The sequence below is a fragment of the Allorhizobium sp. DMC15 genome (assembly GCF_056314065.1).
In genome coordinates this window covers 96,414-117,532 of sequence record NZ_JBQUZB010000003.1, presented here as the reverse complement: position 1 = coordinate 117,532, position 21,119 = coordinate 96,414, and the positions used below count along the sequence as shown (strand labels likewise).

The 21,119-nt window shown below is 63.0% G+C and carries 18 protein-coding genes; 3 read left to right on the top strand and 15 right to left on the bottom strand.

The features are described from left to right. Positions 1-55: 55 nt before the first annotated feature. Complete coding sequence (locus tag ACT53S_RS14790; RefSeq protein WP_476067562.1) at positions 56-1,600, bottom strand: peptidoglycan DD-metalloendopeptidase family protein; 1,545 nt, start codon at positions 1,598-1,600, stop codon at positions 56-58. Positions 1,601-1,903: 303 nt separating this feature from the next. Here ACT53S_RS14790 and ACT53S_RS14785 point away from each other — a divergent pair, with 303 nt between their 5' ends. Further along, on the top strand, positions 1,904-3,898 hold the full coding sequence (locus tag ACT53S_RS14785) for an amidase (protein WP_476067561.1): 1,995 nt from the start codon (positions 1,904-1,906) through the stop codon (positions 3,896-3,898). Between the two features lie 82 nt (positions 3,899-3,980). On the opposite strand, the gene ACT53S_RS14780 is transcribed toward ACT53S_RS14785, so the two are convergent. From ACT53S_RS14780 to ACT53S_RS14720, 13 genes are all read right to left on the bottom strand, one after another. Then, positions 3,981-4,634 (bottom strand): protein-L-isoaspartate(D-aspartate) O-methyltransferase, encoded by a 654-nt coding sequence (locus ACT53S_RS14780; RefSeq protein WP_142069294.1) that lies wholly within the window; start codon positions 4,632-4,634, stop codon positions 3,981-3,983. Next, the gene (surE, locus tag ACT53S_RS14775; protein WP_113377370.1) at positions 4,631-5,401 is read right to left on the bottom strand and encodes a 5'/3'-nucleotidase SurE; all 771 of its coding nucleotides are present in this window, start codon (positions 5,399-5,401) and stop codon (positions 4,631-4,633) included. Before surE ends, ACT53S_RS14780 begins: the two co-directional genes overlap by 4 nt. A gap of 22 nt (positions 5,402-5,423) precedes the next feature. Then, positions 5,424-6,707 carry a serine--tRNA ligase gene (gene serS / locus ACT53S_RS14770; RefSeq protein ID WP_476067560.1) on the bottom strand — a complete coding sequence of 428 codons (1,284 nt, stop codon included), beginning with the start codon at positions 6,705-6,707 and terminating at the stop codon, positions 5,424-5,426. Positions 6,708-6,814: 107 nt separating this feature from the next. Further along, positions 6,815-7,624: a twin-arginine translocase subunit TatC gene (gene tatC / locus ACT53S_RS14765; RefSeq protein WP_476067559.1), complete on the bottom strand. Its 810-nt coding sequence runs from the start codon at positions 7,622-7,624 to the stop codon at positions 6,815-6,817. After that, a complete protein-coding gene (gene tatB / locus ACT53S_RS14760; RefSeq protein WP_476067558.1) occupies positions 7,621-8,376 on the bottom strand; it encodes a Sec-independent protein translocase protein TatB in 756 nt (251 codons plus the stop codon). Before tatB ends, tatC begins: the two co-directional genes overlap by 4 nt. A 113-nt stretch (positions 8,377-8,489) precedes the next feature. Further along, positions 8,490-8,699: a twin-arginine translocase TatA/TatE family subunit gene (locus ACT53S_RS14755; RefSeq protein ID WP_113377366.1), complete on the bottom strand. Its 210-nt coding sequence runs from the start codon at positions 8,697-8,699 to the stop codon at positions 8,490-8,492. Positions 8,700-8,711: 12 nt separating this feature from the next. Continuing rightward, positions 8,712-9,839 carry an ABC transporter ATP-binding protein gene (locus tag ACT53S_RS14750; RefSeq protein ID WP_113377365.1) on the bottom strand — a complete coding sequence of 376 codons (1,128 nt, stop codon included), beginning with the start codon at positions 9,837-9,839 and terminating at the stop codon, positions 8,712-8,714. Between the two features lie 93 nt (positions 9,840-9,932). Continuing rightward, positions 9,933-10,667: an SMC-Scp complex subunit ScpB gene (scpB, locus tag ACT53S_RS14745; protein ID WP_476067557.1), complete on the bottom strand. Its 735-nt coding sequence runs from the start codon at positions 10,665-10,667 to the stop codon at positions 9,933-9,935. Positions 10,668-10,673: 6 nt separating this feature from the next. Continuing rightward, positions 10,674-11,543, bottom strand: a complete 870-nt coding sequence (locus ACT53S_RS14740; RefSeq protein WP_476067556.1) for a segregation and condensation protein A — start codon at positions 11,541-11,543, stop codon at positions 10,674-10,676. Continuing rightward, on the bottom strand, positions 11,543-12,568 hold the full coding sequence (nagZ, locus tag ACT53S_RS14735; protein ID WP_476067555.1) for a beta-N-acetylhexosaminidase: 1,026 nt from the start codon (positions 12,566-12,568) through the stop codon (positions 11,543-11,545). The genes ACT53S_RS14740 and nagZ overlap by 1 nt, the downstream gene beginning before the upstream one ends. A 128-nt stretch (positions 12,569-12,696) precedes the next feature. Then, the gene (locus ACT53S_RS14730; RefSeq protein ID WP_476067554.1) at positions 12,697-15,714 is read right to left on the bottom strand and encodes an SPOR domain-containing protein; all 3,018 of its coding nucleotides are present in this window, start codon (positions 15,712-15,714) and stop codon (positions 12,697-12,699) included. A gap of 65 nt (positions 15,715-15,779) precedes the next feature. Further along, a complete protein-coding gene (argS, locus tag ACT53S_RS14725) occupies positions 15,780-17,540 on the bottom strand; it encodes an arginine--tRNA ligase (RefSeq protein WP_476067553.1) in 1,761 nt (586 codons plus the stop codon). Positions 17,541-17,599: 59 nt separating this feature from the next. Continuing rightward, a complete protein-coding gene (locus ACT53S_RS14720) occupies positions 17,600-18,817 on the bottom strand; it encodes a deoxyguanosinetriphosphate triphosphohydrolase (protein WP_476067552.1) in 1,218 nt (405 codons plus the stop codon). A gap of 196 nt (positions 18,818-19,013) precedes the next feature. Between ACT53S_RS14720 and erpA the strand changes: the two genes are divergently transcribed. Further along, entirely contained in the window at positions 19,014-19,346 is a 333-nt protein-coding gene (erpA, locus tag ACT53S_RS14715; protein ID WP_113377359.1) for an iron-sulfur cluster insertion protein ErpA, read from the top strand. Positions 19,347-19,352: 6 nt separating this feature from the next. Then, positions 19,353-20,138 (top strand): exodeoxyribonuclease III, encoded by a 786-nt coding sequence (xth, locus tag ACT53S_RS14710; protein ID WP_476067551.1) that lies wholly within the window; start codon positions 19,353-19,355, stop codon positions 20,136-20,138. Positions 20,139-20,211: 73 nt separating this feature from the next. On the opposite strand, the gene exoR is transcribed toward xth, so the two are convergent. Then, positions 20,212-21,039: an exopolysaccharide production regulator ExoR gene (gene exoR / locus ACT53S_RS14705; RefSeq protein WP_476067550.1), complete on the bottom strand. Its 828-nt coding sequence runs from the start codon at positions 21,037-21,039 to the stop codon at positions 20,212-20,214. Positions 21,040-21,119 lie beyond the last annotated feature (80 nt).

The following is a 21,119-nucleotide window of genomic DNA, read 5'->3' as shown; positions in this document are numbered from 1 at the left end:
ACGAGAAAAGGCCCGGACTATGCCGGGCCTTTTGCCATTATCTGGTACGCAAAACCTATTCCAGATAAGTGATCGGATTGACCGGAGCCGCATCCTTGCGGACTTCGAAGTGCAGCATCGGGCGGGAAACATTGCCGCTCATGCCCGAGGTGGCGATGGTCTGGCCACGCTGAACCTTTTGACCGCGCTGGACAGACAGGCTGTCGGCATGGCCGTAGACCGTGACCTTGCCGTCGTCGTGACGGATCAGAACCGTGTTGCCGAGTTCCTTCAGGCCGTTGCCGGCATAGATGACGACACCGTTTTCGGCCGCCTTGATCGGCGTCCCGGTCGGAACCGAGATCGCGATGCCGTCAGACCGCTTGCCGTCGATGTTCGAACCGAAGTTGGCGATAACCGCACCACGGGCCGGCCAACGATACTTGCCGATCCCCGTCGCCTGCGGAGCCGAGGATTCCGGATCCACGGATGCGACTTCCGAGACGGACTTGGTGGCGGCCGGCGCCTTGTATTCGGCCGGCTGATTGGCGGCAGGGACCGAAGCGGTCTTGACAGGATCGGCGGCAACCGGGGTCACGGCAGCTGCCTGGCTGGCCTTCGGGGGCAGATTGAGGGTCTGACCGATGCGGATCACGCCGGTTGTCAGGCCGTTCGCCTTCTTCAGCTCGGCAGCGCTGACGCCATGTTGCTGGGCGATACGGGCGATGGAATCACCCGGCTTGACGACATAGGTACCAGCGCCAGCTCCGGCTGCGGTCTTTCCAGCTGCCGCAGGCGCGGAAGCCTGCTGCTTGTCGCGAGCGCCCGGCACGGTGGGCAGAACGGCCACGTTCTGCTGCTGGCCGTCGGGAAGACCCGGCTTGCCGCCATCCGGGATGCCGTTGGCGTCGGCTGCCGCGCGGGCGGCATTGCCACCGGCAAGGGCCGGAATCACCACCAACTGTCCCGTTGCGGCATCGGAAGAATGGGTCAGGCCGTTGGCCTTGAGGATTTCGCGCTCAGGCACGCCATAGCGATTGGCGAGCGTGCCGATCGTTTCGCCCGGACGCAAGGTGATGCGGGTGGCATTGGCCGTGGACCACTGCCCCTTCTTCGGGGTCGATCCGGTGACGCTCGGCTCTGCCAGATTCTGCGGCGGCGCGCCGAGGGCGACGGTATTGCCACCGTTGTCTGCCGGCATCGACGGGAAAGGCTGCGCCAAGGCCTGGGCGCGCTCTGAATTGTTGCTGGATGCGGGTGCAGCCATGCCCGAAGGCGCGGACAACTCGGCGCGCTGAACGGCCGCCGGAGTGCTTGCGGTGCGGGCGGCTGCCGGCTGATAGGTGTTCTGCTGGTAAGTCGGTGCAGGCATCGGCTGAGCCATCGCCTGCTGCTGACCGTACACACCACCACCGCCGATGTTTTCGGCCGGAACCGGAGGCTGTTCGCGCAGAGGAGACCGTCCCCGCGGGATGGAGGCCGTCGTCAGATTGTCCGTGGAGAAGACCGAGGTGAAGCGCGAAGCATCAGAGCTGCAGCCGGCAAGGGCGCCCACCAGAACCATTGCGCCGCATACGCGAACGACCGGCAGTCCAGCTTTTGGCGATACACTTTTACGCATGACTCGACCCACATATGACACAAATTGAAGTGGGTTCATTAAAGCGCGTTAGTATTACCGGTCAGTTAACCCGACGGATTCGTTGTGAACGAATTCGGCGATACGCATATAAAATTCGCAGGAAGACTGATCATTCTCGATCGCTGAAGCGCATGACAACCCACGGATATCGTCGACGCCCTCGGGCCGCAGCGCCTGCGGTCGCAAGGTCTTGAACGGGCACAGGATTCGTGCTGAACCTCTCGCCAAGGTCTTGCGTCCGCCGCTTCAGGCGGAGTTTTCCCATCGTTGTGGAGCAAAGAAATGAAGCTTGTCGAGGCCACGATTGCCGACCTGCGCGCGGCGCTCGAAGACGGACGTGTCACGAGCACCGGGCTGGTCGCGGCCTATCTGAACCGCATCGCCCTCTATGACCGGCAGGGGATCACGCTCAACGCTGTGCCGGTTCTGAACCCGGACATGTTTGCCGAGGCCCGCGCCTCGGACCTCAGGCGCCGCGAAGGAAAAAGCCTCGGGCCGCTCGACGGCATCCCCTATACGGCCAAGGACAGTTACAAGGTGAAAGGCTTGAGCGTGGCCTCCGGCTCTCCGGCCTTCGCCAACCTCATCGCGCAAGACGACGCCTTTGCGATTGCCCGGCTCAGGGCCGCCGGCGCAGTGCTGATCGGCTTGACCAACATGCCGCCCATGGCCAATGGCGGCATGCAGCGTGGCGTCTATGGCCGGGCGGAATCGCCCTACAACGCCGACTGGCTGACGGCCGCCTTCGCCTCCGGCTCCTCGAACGGTTCGGGCACGGCGACGGCCGCAAGCTTTGCCGCCTTTGGCCTCGGCGAGGAGACCTGGTCGAGCGGACGCGCGCCGGCTGCCAATAACGGGCTCTGCGCCTATACGCCGAGCCGCGGCGTCATTTCCGTGCGCGGGAACTGGCCGCTCGTTCCCACCATGGATGTCGTCGTGCCGCATTGTCGCAGCATGGCCGACCTCCTGGAACTGCTCGATGCAATCGTGGCCGACGATCCCGAGACGCGCGGCGATCTCTGGCGCCGCCAGACCTGGGTGACGATCCCCAAGGCCTCGGAGGTGCGACCGCATTCCTACTCGGCGCTGGCTGAGACCGCATCGCTTGCCGGAAAGCGCTTCGGCCTGCCGGCCATGTATATCAATTCCGATGAGGACGCCGGCACGCTTGGTAGCACCGGAATCGGCGGCCCGACCGGCCAGCGCATCGAAACGCGCGATTCCATGGTGGCGCTATGCAAGGCAGCCTGTGCAGCGCTCGAAGCCGCCGGCGCCGAGATCGTGGTGACGGATTTCCCCGTGATCACGAATTACGAGGGCGACCGGCCCGGCGCCACAACGATCGCCACGCGCGGCCTGATCAGCCCGGACTATCTGCGCCGCGAGCTTTTCGATCTTTCCGCCTGGGCCTGGGACGATTTCCTCAAAGCGAACGGTGATCCGGCAATCCCGGGTCTGGCGGGTGTCGATCCTGCCCTCATCTTCCCGCCGCCGAAGGGCAGCCTGCCCGATCGCTACGACGGGTTTGACGACTTTCTCCCCCAATACCCAGCCTATGCGCGGGACAACCCGATCTCATCATTCACCGATATTCCCGAGCTCGAAGCTGGCCTGAAGGGACTTGAAGAAACAAGGCGTATTGACCTAGATGATTGGATGGCGGCGCGCAGGCTCGATGCAGTGATTTTCCCCACGGTGGCCGATATCGGGCCGGCCGATGCCGACGTGAACCCGGCCTCTGCGGCGCTTGCGTGGCGCAATGGTGTCTGGGTCGCGAATGGAAATCTGGCGATCCGCCATCTCGGCATTCCGACGGTGACGGTGCCCATGGGCATGCTTGCGGATATCGGCATGCCGGCGGGCCTCACTTTTGCGGGGCGCGCCTGGGATGACAATGCGCTTCTCGCCTATGCCAGCGCTTTCGAGAAAACCGGCCTCTATCGTCAGCCGCCGTCGCGGACGCCGGAATTGCCGGCACTTCCAACACCTGCGCCCGCAGCGGGATCGTCGGACCTGCAACTCACCGTCAGGGTCGAAAGCGCCGGCGACGGACATCAGACGCTCGTCATATCCGCCACAAGCGCGGTGCCGCTCTTGTGGATCACCGTCAACGGCGAAGAGATCAGCTTCCGGCAGGATGGACAAACGGCGCAGGCCCGTGTGGAGCTGGCGGCGAACACCCGGCCCCACAGCGAATGGCGCGAACCCTATGGCCATCTCGTCATTGCCGCCACAGGCGATGATGCTGCCTATTGCGTGGCGGGCGGAACGGCTTGACCCCGGCCCTTCGCCGGCCTTCGATCCATCACCGCGCTTGTGCCTTCACAGCGGCCTTGCCAGAGAGACTTTGACACGCTCGTCAGAGATGACGGGCGATCTTCTGCTGCAACGGCAGGAACGGAACCTCAAAGAGGTCCTCGCGTTCAAAGCGGCTGCCAGTCTTGGTGAGGCGCACCATGATGCAGCGGGTCTCATCGACCATCAGCGGCGCCAGAAGCATGCCGCCCGAGACCAGTTGTTCGGCATAGAAACGCGGCATCGCCGGATAGGCGGCGGTAGCGAAGATGCGGTCGAAGGTCCCCTCCCCGGGCAAACCGTTCGCGCCGTCGGCCTGGCGCAGTATCACGTTGCGCAGGCCCAGCGTCTCAAGCCGCCTCTGGGCCCCCGCAATCAACGTCTTGTAACGCTCCATCGAGATCACGCGCTCGGAAAGGCGGGCAAGGACTGCGGTCATGAAGCCGCTTCCGGTCCCGACTTCCAGAACACGGTGGCCGGGCTTGACCTGCAACTGGCCGAGGAGCCTGACAGCGAGGTCGGCGCCTTCCATGAACTGTCCGCATTCGATCGGGATGGACCGGCTGGAGTAAGCGCTTGCCGCGTATTCCGGGGGCACGAAGGCGGAGCGTGGCGTCTGTTCAACCGCCGTCAGAAGATCGAGATTGGTGACACCTTCGGCACGCAGGCGCAGGACCAGAGCCGCGAAACCTTCGCGTTCGAGAAGCGCCGACCTCATCCGAGATCTCCCTGGCCCAGCACCTGGGCGATCACGTCCTGTACGGCGTAGTCCGTCATATCGAGCTTGAGCGGCGTGACCGAAACTTTCTTATGCCGCAGCGCATGGATATCGGTGCCAGCGCGGAAATTGCCCTTGCGGTCTCCAAAGCGCAACCAGAAATACGGGAGCCCGCGTCCATCCTGACGTTCCTCCACCGAGAGGCCGAATTCGAGCTTCCCTTGGGCCGTCACCTCCACGCCATCAGCCTCTTCCGGTTCACAATGCGGGAAGTTGAGGTTGAGGAAGGTGCCGGGCGGCAGATCCACCGTCATCAGCTTGCGCAAGAGGTCCGGCGCCAGCGCTTCGGCGGTATGCCACGGGATCGGCGCGCCGGCCTCATAACTATAGGCCTGGCTGAGCGCAAAGGAGCGGATGCCATGCACCGTGCCTTCGATGGCGCCTGCGACCGTTCCGGAATAGGTCACGTCGTCGGCGAGATTGGCACCGGCATTGACACCCGACAGCACCAGATCCGGCTTGCGGTCCAGCACCTTGCGGATCGCCATGATGACGCAATCGGTCGGCGTGCCGCGCAGGGCAAATCGCTTCTCGCCGAGTTCGCGCAGCCTCAGAGGCTCCGACAGCGTCAGAGAATGGGCAAGGCCGCTCTGGTCCGTTTCGGGCGCAACAACCCAGACATCATCCGAGAGACTGCGGGCGATTTTTTCCAGAGCCACTATCCCTGGAGCATGGATACCATCGTCATTCGTCAGTAGGATGCGCATGCCCACTCCGGTGGCGGCCTGATCAGGCCGCCTTTTCGATCTTCTTCAGACCGCCCATGTAGGGCAGCAGCACGTCCGGAACAGTGATCGAACCGTCTTCGTTGAGATAGTTCTCCATCACCGCGATCAGGCAGCGGCCCACGGCCGTGCCCGAACCGTTGAGCGTGTGCACGAAGGTCGTGCCCTTCTCTTCCTTGTTGCGGTAGCGGGCATTCATGCGGCGCGCCTGGAAATCGCCGCAGACCGAGCAGGACGAAATTTCGCGGTAGGTGTTCTGGCCCGGCAGCCAGACTTCGAGGTCATAGGTCTTGCGTGAGCCGAAGCCCATATCGCCGGTGCAGAGCGTCATCGTGCGGAAATGCAGGCCGAGGCGCTTCAGTACTTCTTCGGCGCATGCCGTCATGCGCTCGTGTTCGGCGATCGAGCTTTCAGCATCCGTGATCGAGACCAGTTCGCACTTCCAGAACTGGTGCTGGCGCAGCATGCCACGCGTATCGCGGCCGGCAGAACCTGCCTCCGAGCGGAAGGACGGGGTGAGAGCCGTAAAGCGCAGCGGCAGCTTTTCCTGATCGAGGATTTCACCAGAGACGAGATTGGTCAGCGTCACTTCCGCAGTCGGAATGAGGTAGCGGCTGTCCGTGGTCTTGAACAGATCTTCTTCGAACTTCGGCAGGTTTCCGGTGCCATAGAGCGCTTCGGCGCGCACCAGAAGCGGCGACGACACTTCCGTGTAACCATGCTCCGACGTGTGCAGGTCGATCATGAACTGGCCGAGTGCACGCTCCAGCCGGGCAAGCTGGCTGGTCAGCACGGTAAAGCGGGCGCCAGAGAGCTTGGCGGCGCGCTCGAAATCCATGTAGCCGAGGTTCTCGCCGATCTCGTAGTGTTCGAACGGCTTGTGGTTCCAGGTCGGCTTTTCGCCAACGACCCGGGCGACGACGTTGTCGTGCTCGTCTTTCCCGACGGGCACGTCGTCGAGCGGGATGTTCGGAATGCGCGACAAGGCATCGTTCAGCTCGGCGGTGAGCTGACGCTCTTCCTCTTCGGCGGCCGGCAGGGTGTCCTTCAGCGAGGCAACCTCGGCCTTCAGCTTTTCGGCCAACTCGCTATTCTTCTGCGCCATGGCGGCGCCGATTTCCTTGGAGGCCGAATTGCGGCGCGACTGCATGTCCTGCATCGACTGGGCAACGGCCCGGCGCTTCTGGTCGAGCGCGATCAACGATGCGGACAGCGGTTCGGCACCGCGCTTGGCAAGCGCTGCATCCAGGGCCTCGGGATTTTCACGGATCCACTTGATATCGAGCATCGTCGTTCCAGGTCTTGTGTTTCGACCGGGATCGGAGCTGGCCGGCGGCCACGTCCGGCCCCATGTCGGCATGGGTTGAAGCGGTGGCTCGGCGGCAGGTTTGCCGCCTACTCCATCTGCGTGGATACCACCTCGGCGGTCTCAGCCTTGGCGCGGTTCCGCTCGACGAGTCGTGCCGCGTAGATAGCCACCTCGTAGAGAAGGATCGTCGGCAGTGCAAGACCGATCTGGGAGAGCGGATCAGGCGGCGTCAACACTGCCGCGACGATGAAGGCCACGACGATGAAGTACTTGCGCTTGTCGGCCAGCCACTGGCTCTCCAGGATGCCGACCCGCACCAGAAGCGTGGTGATCACCGGCAACTGAAACACGAGGCCGAAAGAGAAGACCAGCGTCATGATCAGGCTCAGATATTCCGACACCTTGGGCAACAGCGAGATCGCAACCTCCCCCTCGCCCGGGCTCTGTTGCATGGCGAGGAAGAACCACATCACCATCGGCGTGAAGAAGAAATAGACGAGCGAGGCGCCAATCAGGAAGAGTACCGGCGACGCGATCAGAAACGGCAGGAATGCGGCGCGCTCGTTCTTGTAGAGACCTGGCGCGACGAACTTGTAGACCTGAGAGGCGATCACCGGGAAGGCGATGACCATGGCGCCGAAGGCCGCCACCTTCACCTGGGTGAAGAAGAACTCCTGGGGGGCTGTATAGATGAGCTCCGCCTTGGTAACATCCAGACCCGCCCAGGCCACCGCCCATTTATAGGGAACCACCAACAGGTTGAAGAGCGGTTTGGCGAAGTAGAAGCAGACGAGAAAGGCCACGAAAAAGGCGCCGAGCGCCCAGATCAGTCGCGTGCGCAGTTCAATCAGATGCTCGATCAGCGGCTGCGGCTTGTCGTCGATGTCGCCGCTCATGCGCGGTCCTCACTCTTCTTCTGACGCGGCTTGCGCGTGACCGGGGCAGTCGCCGGCGCCTCGGTGGACGCTGCCTTTACCCTGCCAGCCTTGGGCTTCACTGGAACCGGCAATACTTCGGGTGCCGCAACCACGGCCTTGGATGCGGCCACCTTCGGCTTGCGAGTCTTGCTGGTCGGAGCAGCCGCAGTGGCGGGTGGTGCGACGTCGGCGACGGCGGCCTTCTTGGCAGCCGGCTTGCGCGGCTTTGCTGCGGCTGCGGGTACGGGGGTTGTCGAGGCCGGCTCGCTCTGCGCGGCAGCCGTCGCAGGTGCGGCAACCGGCGGCGCGAGATCGGGCGGAACGGTGGCCACACCGGTCGGCAGATCCGGCAGGATGGAGTTTTCCGTTGGCGTCACGCCTGCGGCTGCGGCAGCCATGGACGAGGATGCGAGCGTCGGCGTGTCAACGCGCGACGCTTTCTGCAGGTCGGACTTGATGTCCTGTCCCATCTGGCGCAGCGGATTGAGTGTTTCGCGAATGGAATTGGTCGGGTTCATCGACCGGAGATCGTTGACCGTATTCTTGAGGTCGTCGAGTTCGGCTTCGCGCAGCGCCTCGTCGAACTGGGCGCGGAATTCACCGGCCGTCTGGCGCAGCCGCTTTGTCATCTTGCCGAAAGCGCGGATCATCGGGGGAAGGTCTTTCGGACCAACCACCACGATCAGGATCACGGCAATCACCAACAGCTCGGTCCAGCCAATATCCAGCATTCAACGGGCTCCTGATGCCGCGCGCCGTGTCGTCCTCCCGGACGCCCGCGGCCTATCCCATAATTCTGCGGGCGGCCCGAAGGGCCACCCGTAATCCGTCAGACAGAGATCGCTTACTTGGTCTCGTCGAGCTTGTGGTCGACGGTCTTCGACGAAGCGGTGGTCGAGGGCGCATCATTGTCGTCCTCGTCGCTGATGCCCTTCTTGAAGCTCTTGATGCCCTTGGCCACGTCGCCCATGAGTTCGGGGATCTTGCCACGCCCGAAGAGAAGCAGGACGATCGCCAAGACGATGATCCAGTGCCAAATGCTAAACGAACCCATGCCTGCCACTCCTTAGATTGTCGTTTCCCCGATGTAGGGGGTTTCTGTTGGCTTTTCAAACACCAAAATGTCCTTGGGCTCAACCGCAATCGTCACGTCGCGGATGCCCGGCGACAACATGTCCGCGCGGATGCGGGCGCGCACCGGTGTCTCCGTGCCGGGAACCGCGAGATCAAGCAGTTCGACGACCCCGAGAAAGCGCCGGGCAACGATGCGGGCGGGAATTGCTCCGCCGCTCTCCTTGACCGACAAACCGGAGAGCCGAACCGCCACGGAGACATCCGCGCCCTCGGCGATCGCGCCGGAATCGGCGCTGCCCAAGGGGGTTTCGACCCGACCGCCAGCAACCCGGCCCGAGAACTCGTTGATCTCGGAGAAGAACGCCGCAGCGAATATGTCGCGCGGACGCCGGTAGAGATCGTCGGAGCTGCCGACCTGGACCAGGCGGCCATCCTTCAAGAGAGCAATGCGATCGGCCATGCGCATTGCCTCTTCCGCATCATGGGTGACGACGACGGCGGTCGCGCGGGTCTCACGCAAAATTGCAAGCGTATCGGCACGGACCGTGTCCTTCAGCCGCGAATCGAGGCCCGAAAACGGCTCGTCCATGAGGAGAACGCTGGGGCGCGGAGCGAGAGCCCGCGCGAGCGCAACACGCTGCTGCTCGCCGCCCGAAAGCGCATGCGGATATTTGTCGGCATAATGCGACAGCCCCACCCGTTCGAGGGCTACCCCTGCCTCGGCAATCGCTTCCTTGGCTGGAAGCGCCGTCAGACCGAAGCGGACATTATCTAGCACACTCATATGGGGGAAGAGCGCGAAGTCCTGGAACATCAGGCCGATGCCGCGCTTTTCGGGCGGCAGAAAGCCGGCGGGCCCTGCGACCTCCCGATCGTTGATCAGCACCCGTCCGCTGGTCTGCGCTTCAATGCCGGCGGCAATGCGCAAGAGCGTCGTCTTGCCGGATCCCGATGGACCCAGCAGACACAGCACCTCACCCGGCTCTGCCGTCAGCGACAGGCCGCGGATGGTTTCTTTTCCGTGATAGCGGTGTCGGATATCCTCGAAGGTCAGACGTGCGGCAAATGTCACGCCCGCCGTCCGTTGACCGTTCCCGTGTCTGGTCTTCGCTGGGTTCATTCCGTCGTCCGTCCGGCCGGTCGGTCCTCACCACAACGGCCATGCCGAACGCGCAAGAACCGTGCTTGGCCGGTTACCAGTTTAAAGCTGACCCTATTCCTCTGCTTCACCGCCCGGAGTCAAGAGGCCGAGTTCCTCCAGATCAAGCTGGGTGATCGGGTCTTCCTCCTCGGTGAGGTCATCGGAGCCGAGCGGCATGGGAATGTTGAAGTTGGCTGGGATGCGGCCCGAGAGCAGCCCTGCCCCCTTCAGCTCTTCCAGGCCCGGCAAGTCACGCAGCTCCTCAAGCCCGAAATGATCAAGAAAATCACGCGTGGTTCCGAGCGTGACCGGGCGCCCCGGTGAGCGACGACGACCGCGGAAGCGCACCCATCCGGCTTCCATCAGCACGTCGAGCGTGCCCTTCGAGGTCTGCACCCCTCTGATGTCTTCAATTTCAGCACGCGTTACCGGCTGATGATAGGCGATGATCGCCAGGACCTCGAGCGCGGCACGCGACAGCTTTTTCACCTCCGTCTCATCCTTGCGAATGGCGAAGGAAAGATCGGCGGCGGTGCGGAAGGCCCAGTGATCATCCACCTGCACAAGATTGACGCCGCGACCGGCATAGTCGTCCTTCAAGCGGCTCAGCACCGTGCGGGCATCAACGCCGCGCGGCAGCCGTTCCTCGACGAAACCGGTCGAAACCGGCTGAGCCGAAGCGAAGACCAGGGCTTCGGCAATTCTCAGTGCCTCGGCTTCACGACGGGCGACCGTCGCTTCGTCGACGACGTGCTCGTCGCCCTGTTCGGTCTCCTGATCCAGGGATGCCCCCTCAATGTCGCTCATGGCCCCTCACTCGACCGCGTGGAGCGCTTCGGCCTTTGGGCCGCTTCGCATGTAGATCGGCTGAAAGGCACCCTCCTGGCGTATCTCCAGCCGGCCTTCGCGCACGAGTTCCAGCGAGGCGGCGAAGGCACTTGCAATGGCGGTGACGCGATCCTCGGGCGAAGCCAGAAAACGGATCAGGAACTGATCAAGTGCCGTCCAATCGCAGATTTCGCCGATCATTCGGGTCAGAATGCCGCGCGCATCGGCGAGCGACCAGACGCGACGACGTTCGATCGTCACCTGCGTGACCGCCTGCCGCTGACGCAACGAGGCATAGGCCGAGAGAAGATCGTAGAGGCTGGCCTCATAGGCGCTTTCGGCGCGGGCGGGCACGTGCTCCGGCGCACCGCGAGCAAAGACATCGCGACCCAGCCGGTTGCGGTTGATCAGGCGGGAGGCCGCGTCGCGCATGGCTTCCAGGCGCTTCAGCCGGAAGGCGAGCGTTGCGGCCATCTCTTCACCAGAGGGGCCGTCGTCCTTGGCCTGCTGCGGGATCAGCAGGCGAGACTTCAGATAGGCGAGCCAGGCCGCCATGACCAGATAGTCGGCGGCGAGTTCGATCCGGATGCGCCGAGCGCTTTCGATGAACTGCAAATACTGTTCTGCCAGCGCCAGCACGGAAATCCGTGCCAAGTCGACTTTCTGGTTGCGGGCCAGGAACAGCAGAAGATCGAGCGGACCTTCAAAGCCGGCCACATCGATCAGCAATGCAGGGTCGCTTGCGGCCCGTTCCTCGGCATTGTCCTGCCAGAGGCTGTCCATCGGCGTCGGCGCCGGCGTCTCGGCATTCGAGGGCCGGTTGATTACGGTGGGATGGACGGGGCCGCGCGCCATCAGGAGACCGCCATCAAGGTCTGGAACTCCTCGCGCAATGCCTGTTCGTCGGCGTTATCGGGCGTGGTGAATGCTGCCTCCACGGCGTCCGCCCGTGCCCGCGCCTTGCCCGAAAGTTCAGAGACGGCCGCCGCCACCGCCTGCATCTCGTCCATGTGACCATGGCAATGCAGGACGACATCGAGGGCTGCCGCAATGCGGACAGCACGCTCACCAATCGTGCCCTTCAACGCATTCATGGAAATATCGTCCGACATCAGCAGACCCTCGAAACCGATCGCCTTGCGGACGATCTCCTCGGTCACGATGCGTGAGGTCGAGGCCGGGAAATCCGGATCGATGTCGGTATACACGACATGGCAGCTCATGCCCATGAGTTCCTGCGCCAGCGCCTTGAACGGCACGAAATCATGCGCTTCGAGTTCCGCACGCGGCACGGTGACCACCGGCAGGTCGTGATGGCTGTCGGCCATGCCTCTGCCGTGGCCTGGCATGTGCTTCATGACAGGCAGCACGCCGCCCGCCTTCAACCCGTCCGCTGCGGCCTGTCCCATCTTCGCGACCACAAACGGATCGTTGGAATAGGCGCGATTGCCGATGACATTGCTCGCGCCGGCAATCGGAACATCGAGGACGGGAAGGCAATCGACATTGATGCCCAGGCGGTGAAGATCGAAGGCATGCAAGCGCGACATCAGCCAGGCGGCGCGCAGGCCCTTTTCGGGATCGACGCCGTAGAGCGCGCCCAGTTCGGCACCGGAGGGATAACGCGGGGCGATCGGCTCGCGAATGCGCTGGACGCGTCCGCCTTCCTGGTCGATCAGCACAGGCGCGTTGCGACCACCGACCGTCTCGCGCATTTCGGCGACGAGATCCTTCACCTGCTCGGCTTCGCCGATATTACGGCCGAAAAGGATGAAGCCCCAGGGCTGTTCATCGCGATAAAAGGCCTTCTCGTCTGCCGTCAGGCGATGGCCGAGGCAACCGAGGATCATGGCTTTGGCGGGGGAAGAGGTCTGGGACATGGGCGAATCATACCGGGGGTGTGAGAAAAGCCGAAGGTCTCGGCGGACGAAGGATGAGGGTCATGCACAAGAAAAAAGGCGGAACACCCGGTCCCGCCTCGATTTTTCGTCAAAGAGTGCGCAGTCGATTACTTTGAAACCAGGCAGGTGCCACCAGCGGAGCGATACTGCTCGCAGAGTGCCACGGCCGCGTCCTTGCTGCCGGCCACGATGCGGACACGGTAGTAGGTGCCCTTTCCAGGGATGTCGGCCTGGCGGATCTCGTAAGGCTTGCCGGACAGCAGTCCGAATTTCGACGACAGGCTGCGATAGCTGCGCTGTGCTTCGGCTTCAGACGGCAGCGAAGCGATCTGGATACCATAGCTGCCAGCCGGTGCAGCAGCGGGCGCCGCTGCGGGCGTGGCGGCTGCCGTCTCGGTCGGAGCCGGTGCCTGCGTCGCGGCCGGCTGCGACGGACGGAGATTGCCCTGATCGGTCACCGTGCCGACGACATTGACCGGCTGATCCGCCGGACGCATGGTCGGGATCGGAGCCTTGACGGCCGGAGCGGTATCCGTCTCTGCGGTCGATGCGGCAGCGATTTCGGCCACCGTCTGCGGGGCCGTCTGTGCCGATGCCGCTGTCGGCGGAGTAACCGGAGCCGTAGCCGTCATCGCCGGAGCAGCGGCAGTTGTCGCAGGAGATGCAGCGGCCGCTTCAGTCGGGGCGCTCGGGTTCACGACCCGTGTCTCGACCGTCTTCACCGCATCGTCCGTCTTTGCGGCAGGGACGCTCGGTGCCGCGAGAACGGCCGGGCTGGACGTTGGGGCTGCAGACGGGGACGTGTTGGCAGCTGCAGGTGCGGCTTCGGCAGGAACTTCCTGCGCCACCAGTGTGCCATCCGGACGAACGATCATGGTTCGCACCTTGCGTGGCGTGATCGTGGCCGGATCTTCCGCTGCAGCGGCTGTTTCCTGAGGCTGACCGTCAGGCAGGAGACGAGGGTCTTCCGTTTCGCCCACAGGGGTCGCGGCAGCTTCGTTTTCACCTTCAAGCGGCATGTTTTCGGGGATCAGCGTGCGCTGGACCACGTCAACGGGCTCTTCTTCCGACGAAATCAGGCTGGTCTGCTTGGGATCCTCGACGCCATTGCCGGCGACCCGGTCATAGACGGCCTTGTCCTGGTTCGGCACGGATTTGCCGCCCGGGTTTTCCGGCACGATCTTTACCGGCGTCTTGTCGGCCGCAATGATCTGCGGCTCGCCGCCCGAAAGGCTGCCGACCGTGCCGTTGCCGAGCCAGGCGTACAGGCCGCCAGCACCAGCGAGCAGCAGAAGCACAGCGGTCCCGGTCATCAGATAGGGCTTCATGCGACGGAAGCGGAACCCTTGGGCTTCGCCGGCAATCGTGATGTGGCCACGGCTTTCGGGATCGATCGCGCGCGCCGTGCTGAGCGAGCTGCGCAGGTCTTCTTCCAGCGCCTTTTCGAAAGCATCGAAATCATCGAGCGGTGCAGCCGCGGCGGAACGGGCCGGCGCGGCGTCGGCAACGACGCGGCTTGCGCCCAGCGTCTTTACCGGCGGCTGTGGCGCAACCGGCTCTTCAAAGAGTGTCGCAAGCTCAGCATCGATGTCGATGTCATATTCGGACTGGGCCGGCGCTGCCGCACGGGTTTCGGTGACCGGCACCTCCGGCACGTCGAGCGCGCCGACGCTCTCAAGCTGCTCGTCCTGTTCGGAAATCTCGGAAGGATCGAAACCGAAGCTGTCGTCGACGGAATAGCTCGGGGGCACATAGGCCTGCTGGATGGCAGGCTGCGGGGCTTGCGGCTGAACAGAGTGCGTGACCGTCGGAGTGGGCACAACAGACGGGCGGTAGGCCGTCGCATCGGGAGAAACCCGCATCTCGGGCTCAACACGGCGCGGCACCACCACCGGTTCGCTGCGCGCCGGAGCAGCCGCCCAGGCAGCAGAAATCGCCGGGGCGACAGCAGCAGAAACGGCGGCCGTCGAATAGGTCGGCGACACAGGTTCGCTGGACAGGGGCGTGGCAACTGCCGTCACGGAACTGGCAGGAGAGACGGGCTCGATCTCAGAAAGATCAAGTGCCAGATCGAGTTCATCGAGCTTCAGCTCGAAATCCTGATCACCGAAAGGATCGAAATCGTCATCGGCCAGCGGGACCGGCACGCTCTTTTCAGGCACTGCCTTGATGGGCTCGGGCGCCACGTCCAGACCCTCGTCCAGCGACAGATCGGCGGAGAAGTCGAACGAAAAATCCGGCTCGGTGCGCGCAGCGACCTCAGGACCCGCATCGACCTTCGGCGCCGCGAACGACACTGCGCGATCCGCTGCGGTCGCCGAACCAGCAAAATTCGGCAGGACGCTGTGCGGCGCGGTGTTCTCGGCGGGCGCGAAGGAGAAAGCCCCGGTTTCCCATTCGAACACCGGCTCCTCGGCGGAAGAAGAATGAGAGGCTGGCTGCGACCGAGGCGCGACGGGTGAAACCGCTACAGGCTCTTCAACAAAGGACGCAGCCGCAACCGGCGGAACAACCTCAGGCGCAAGGACCTCCGGAGGCTGCGAAAGCTCCGGCTCGGCGCGACGAACCGGCTGCACCTGAGCGGAAAAATTTGCGAGCGGAAGCCGAAGACGCGGCGGCTCGGCCTGCACGGCCGGCGCAGGCCGAAGGTCGGCATCCGCAACTGCGAGTTCCAGTTCGTCGGCCAGATCATAGGAAATCGCCACATCCGGGGCCGGAGGCTCATGCGCAATCGCAGCCGGCTCTTCAAACTGCTCGATGGCAGGTACAGGCACCGGAGGCTCGTAAGAAGGAACATCAACACCGAAGGCCGGCGATGCGGGGGCGAAGCTCGGCTCTTCACGAACCGAAACGGGCGAAGGCGCATGCGGGACCACAGGCTCGGGCGCACGCATCTCCGACAGGGCGGACGACGGCTGCTCGTAGCCCTCGAACTCCCGCATCAGCTCGTCTTCGAGATTGAATTCTGCCGACGCCATATCCGGCACCGGCGGCAACGACATCACGGGCTCGCGCTTCAGCGGCTGATCAAAGCCGACAATTCGGGCAAGCTCCGCCAGCGGATCGTCATCCGCGAAGCCGTCGCCCTGCGACCGAATGCTGTTTGCAGCCTGCTGCTGTACCATACCGTTTTCCACTCACTTACGCGACCATACGCCTGCCAGCGCAATGTGGGGAATTGGTGACGCTGTTATCGCATCTCAACCGGTGCTTCGGTGCCGGTAATGGCCAGTCCCGACTTCAACACGGAGGCGACAGCATGCACCAGCCCAAGCCTGGCGATGGTTAATTCTCTATGTTTATCGTTAACAAAGCGTAATTCGGGCGAATCCTTGCCCTTGTTCCAATGCGCATGGAGCGAGCTTGCCAGATCATGCAGGTAGAATGCAAGTCGATGCGGCTCCTGCGACAGTGCGGCCGCCTCGATAATCCGCGGATATTCGGCGAGTTTGGCAACGAGCGACAGTTCCGTCGGATCTTCGATCTGTCCCAATACGGCACCGGCGAGGTCGAGCTTTTCGATCTCGAGGTCCGGGAAAGCTTCCTTCGCCTGGCGCAGAATCGACATGCAACGCGCATGGGCATACTGCACGTAGAAGACAGGATTGTCCTTCGACTGTTCCGTCACCTTGGCGAAGTCGAAGTCGAGCGGTTCGGAGTTCTTCCGGTAAAGCATCATGAAGCGCACCGAATCGCGGCCCACTTCCTCGACCACTTCGCGCAGCGTGACGAAATCGCCTGAGCGTTTCGACATCTTCACCGGCTCGCCGTCGCGATAGAGCTTGACCAGCTGGCAGAGCAGCACAGTGAGCTTCGACTTGCCTTCCGACACGGCCCGGTTGACGGCTTCCAGCCGCTTCACGTAACCGCCATGGTCGGCGCCGAGCACATAAATCATCTCGGAGAAGCCGCGATCGAACTTGTCCTTGAAGTAGGCAACGTCGGCCGCGAAATAAGTGTAGGAGCCGTCAGACTTCATCAGCGGCCGGTCGATGTCGTCACCCACTTCGGTGGAGCGGAACAGCGTCTGCTCGCGGTCTTCCCAGTCTTCCGGCAGCTGGCCCTTCGGCGGCGGCAGCGTGCCGCGATAGACATGGCCCTTGAAAGTCAGGTCGTTGATCGCGGTCCGGATCTTTGCGGCATTGCCGGCATGGAGCGTGCGCTCGGAAAAGAAGATGTCGTGATGGACGTTCAGCGTCGCGAGATCATCCCGGATCATCGCCATCATCGCGTCGATGGCCTTATCCTTGACGATGGCCAGCATCTCGTCTTCCGGCATGGTCAGGAGCTTGGTGCCATACTCGTGGGCGAGCGCCTTGCCGACGGGTACCAGATAATCGCCCGGATAAAGGCCCGAGGGTATCTCGCCAATATCTTCACCGAGGGCTTCCCGGTAGCGCAGGAAAGCGGAGCGTGCGAGCACATCGATCTGTGCGCCGGCATCGTTGATGTAGTATTCCTTGGTCACCTCGTAGCCGGCAAAGCCGAGCAGGTTGGCGAGCGTGTCACCGACCACGGCGCCGCGGCAATGGCCGACATGCATCGGTCCGGTCGGGTTGGCCGAGACATATTCGACATTGACCTTGTGGCCCTTGCCGACCGAAGAGCGGCCGAAATCCGTGCCCTGATCGATCATGGTGGCGAGCAGCCGCTGCCAATAGGCGACCGACAGGCGGATGTTGATGAAGCCGGGGCCCGCAACGCCGACTTCGGCGACGTCCGGGTCCTGCTTCAGCTTCTCGCCGATCAGGTCGGCCAGCGCACGCGGGTTCATGCCCATGCCCTTGGCGAGCACCATCGCGGCATTGGTCGCGGCATCGCCATGGCTTGCATCACGCGGCGGCTCGACGACGATACGGCTGAAGTCGAGGCTGTCGCGCTTCTCACGCACCGCCTCGATCTCGTCGAGCGCTGCTTTGATCCGGGTTTCGAAGTCGGCGAAGAGGTTCATGGCGTGTCCCTGCGCACGGGTGCCGAGCACCCGTGTCCATTCAGAATTTTGTCGGCTGCCTATCGCAATTCCGGAGTCCGGTCAAACAGCTCGCGGTGGGTGCGCACCGCATAGGTGTCGGTCATGCCGGCCAGATAGTCGGCGACATGGCGTGCCTTCTGCCCGTCATTGAGACCGGAGATATGGTTGACCCAGAAGTGACTCTTCATCAGTGTCGGGTCGTTCATATAGGCCTTGAACAGGTCCGTCAGGATCTCGGCCGCCGCCGCGCGGATACGCATGATGTCGGGATGGCGGTAGATGCGGCTGAACAGCAGCTTCTTGATCGCCTTATCAGTCTCGGCCATCTGATCGGAGAAGGTGGCAATCGTCATCGAGGCTGCCCTGATATCCTCGACGCTTTGCGGCTCGACTGTCTTCAACCGGTCCTGAGCGACACCGATCACGTCCTCGACCATGCGGGTGATCTGCCGGCGCATGATCTCGTGGGTGAAGCGATCAGGATCGAGATGCGGATAGCGATCGCGCACTTCCTTCATCAGCCCTGCGAGGAAAGGCACGTCTTCCAGCATTTCGAAGGTGAGGTAGCCGGACCGCAGGCCATCGTCGATATCATGGGTGTTGTAGGCGATGTCGTCGGCGATGGCTGCCACCTGGGCCTCGAGCCCGGCGAAACTCGCCAGTTCCAGATCGTGGATCTCGCAATAATCGAGGATCGGTTGCGGAACCGGACCACGCGTCCCCTGCCCGTCCTTCGTCAGCAGCGGACCATTGTGTTTGACTAGCCCTTCGAGCGCCTCCCAGGTGAGGTTCAGCCCGTCGAAATCGGCGTAACGCCGTTCGAGCTTGGTGACGATGCGCAATGACTGGGCATTGTGATCGAAACCGCCATAGGGCTTCAGCACCTCATGCAGCGCATCCTCACCGGTGTGGCCGAAGGGCGTGTGGCCAAAGTCATGAACAAGCGCCACCCCTTCCGCCAGATCTTCGTCGAGCTTCAAAGCGCGGGCCAGCGCACGGCCGATCTGGGCCACTTCGATCGTGTGGGTGAGCCGCGTGCGATAATGGTCGCCATCAGGACCGATGAAGACCTGGGTCTTGTGCTTCAGGCGGCGAAAGGCTGTCGTGTGGACGATCCGGTCGCGGTCGCGCTGGAATTCGGAGCGGGTCAGGCTTCCGCCTTCCTGGAAGAGCCGGCCACGGCTTTTCCACGGGTCGGTGGCGTATATCGCCCGCTGCCCGGTGCCGAAACCCAGTGCTGCTTGATCGATCGTCATGCGCGTGCCGCCTGCTCCCCATTGACGCAACTCTTGTGCCTTCATACCTATAGCGGACAAAGCCGCAAGGCGATGCGGGTTCCGAACCGGTTTCGGACCGCCCCGCCGGATCAAAAATCGCGTTTTTGCGTGACAATGCGGTGATTTGCGACGAAAAGACCGTTTTCACCGGGCCTTGAACCCGGCAGGAGGCCGAATGAGCACCGAGACCGTCACCCTTTCCGAAGCCGCTGCGAAGCGAATCGCAGCGATCGTCGCCGCAGAAGCGGACAAGCAGGCGCTGCGCGTTTCCGTCGAAGGCGGCGGCTGTTCCGGCTTTTCCTACAAGTTCGACCTGGATGGCCAGCCGGCCGGCGACGACATCGTGATCACGCGCGATGGCGCCACTGTGCTTATCGATCCCATGTCGCTCATCTACATGGCCGGCTCCGAGATCGACTTCGTCGACAATCTGCTCGGCCAGTCGTTCCAGATCAAGAACCCCAATGCGGTGGCGAGCTGCGGCTGCGGCACCAGCTTCTCCGTGTGAGTGATGATGAAAATAGCCACCTGGAACATCAACGGCGTCAAAGCGCGCATCGAGAACCTGTGCCAGTGGCTGAAGGATAGCCAGCCCGACATCGTCTGCCTGCAGGAGATCAAGTCGGTCGACGAAGGCTTTCCGCGTGGCGAGATCGAGGCGCTCGGCTATCACGTCGAGACCCATGGCCAAAAGGGCTTCAACGGCGTGGCGCTGCTCTCCAAGATCAAGCCGGATGAAGTGAACCGCGGTCTGCCCGGCGACGATACGGATGAGCAGGCCCGCTTCATCGAAGGTGTCTTCTCTGTCGAAGGTGCCGTGTTGCGCGTCGTCTCGCTCTATCTGCCGAACGGCAACCCCTCCGACGATCCAGTCAAATACCCCTACAAGCTCGCCTGGATGGCGCGGCTTGAATCCTTTGCGCGCGAGCGGATGGCACTCGAGGAGCCGCTCATTCTCGCAGGCGACTACAATGTCATCCCGGAACCGCATGATGCCAAGGATGCGAGCCAGTGGGTCACTGACGCGCTCTTTCTGCCGCAGACACGGGCTGCCTTCCGCCGACTGGAAAACCTCGGCTTTATCGACGCCGTGCGCGCCACCAATGACGAGACACCGCTCTTCTCTTTCTGGGACTATCAGGCCGGTGCCTGGCAGAAAAACAACGGCATCCGCATCGATCACCTGATGCTGTCGCCCGAAGCATCTGATCGTCTGCGCTCGACGGACATCGAGAAGCATGTTCGGGCCTGGGAAAAGCCTTCGGATCATGTGCCCGTGGTCGGGCATTTCGCGTTCTGAATGGGCGCGCCTTGATCCCATACGGAAATGGGCGCCGCGGCGCCCATTTTCATTTCAACATCGTCAGGACAACTCAGTCCCCCTGCTCGTAGACCTTTGGCGCGAGCACCACGGCAACACGCCGGTCTTCCTCCGAGGCCAGGGAGAAGGCACGTTCCTGCAGATCCTGCATCCAGGGACAATCCTTCGGATTGCACCGCTCCAGCGCGGCCGTCAGGAAGGCGAGGCCGCGAACCGTCTGGCCCTCTTCGAACAACACGTTGCCGAAGACAGACATGGCGCCGGCATGGCCGCTCTTCCGTGCAAGGTTCAGCCACTTCTTGGCCTGCTGAACGTTCACGCTGCCGCCCTCGCCGGCCAGAATCATGCGGGCCAACTGGAACTGTGCTTCCGGCACACCGAAGGTCGATGCCACCTGGAAATAGATCTGCCGCGCCTGGGCGAGGTCCGCCTTTACAGGCGTCTCAGGGATACCCTGACGATAATAACGGGCGAGCGACAGAAGCGCATTGACGAAGAAGCCGGTGTCTTCCGAGCCGGGCTCGATGCCCTGGTTGGCGATCTCGGCATAGATCTTGAAGGCTTCGAAGTCGTTCTCGACGACGCCGTCACCGGCGGCATACATGTTGGCGAGCGCCCAGCGCGATCCGGTATGGCCTTTTTCGGCCGCGTAGCGATAGGCTTCGACGGCTTCCTGCTTCTGGCCTTTCTTGTAGGCGTTGAAGCCGAACTTGAAGAGGTCGAAAGGGCCGGATTCCTTGCTGACGCCGGCGTTGATGTCGAAGGCCTGCGCGGAGGGGCTCAGCGACAGCAGAAATGCGGTCGCCGTCAGAAGTAGAGCCGAAGACTTCCAGTCCCTTATGCGCATGGTTGCGTCGTTCTTCCAAGACATGACTGACATCAGAGCACCCGCCCCGCCGCCATGGCCAGACCAAATGCGTCCGGTGTGAAGATAACATTCAATCCGTGAACGGACGGTTC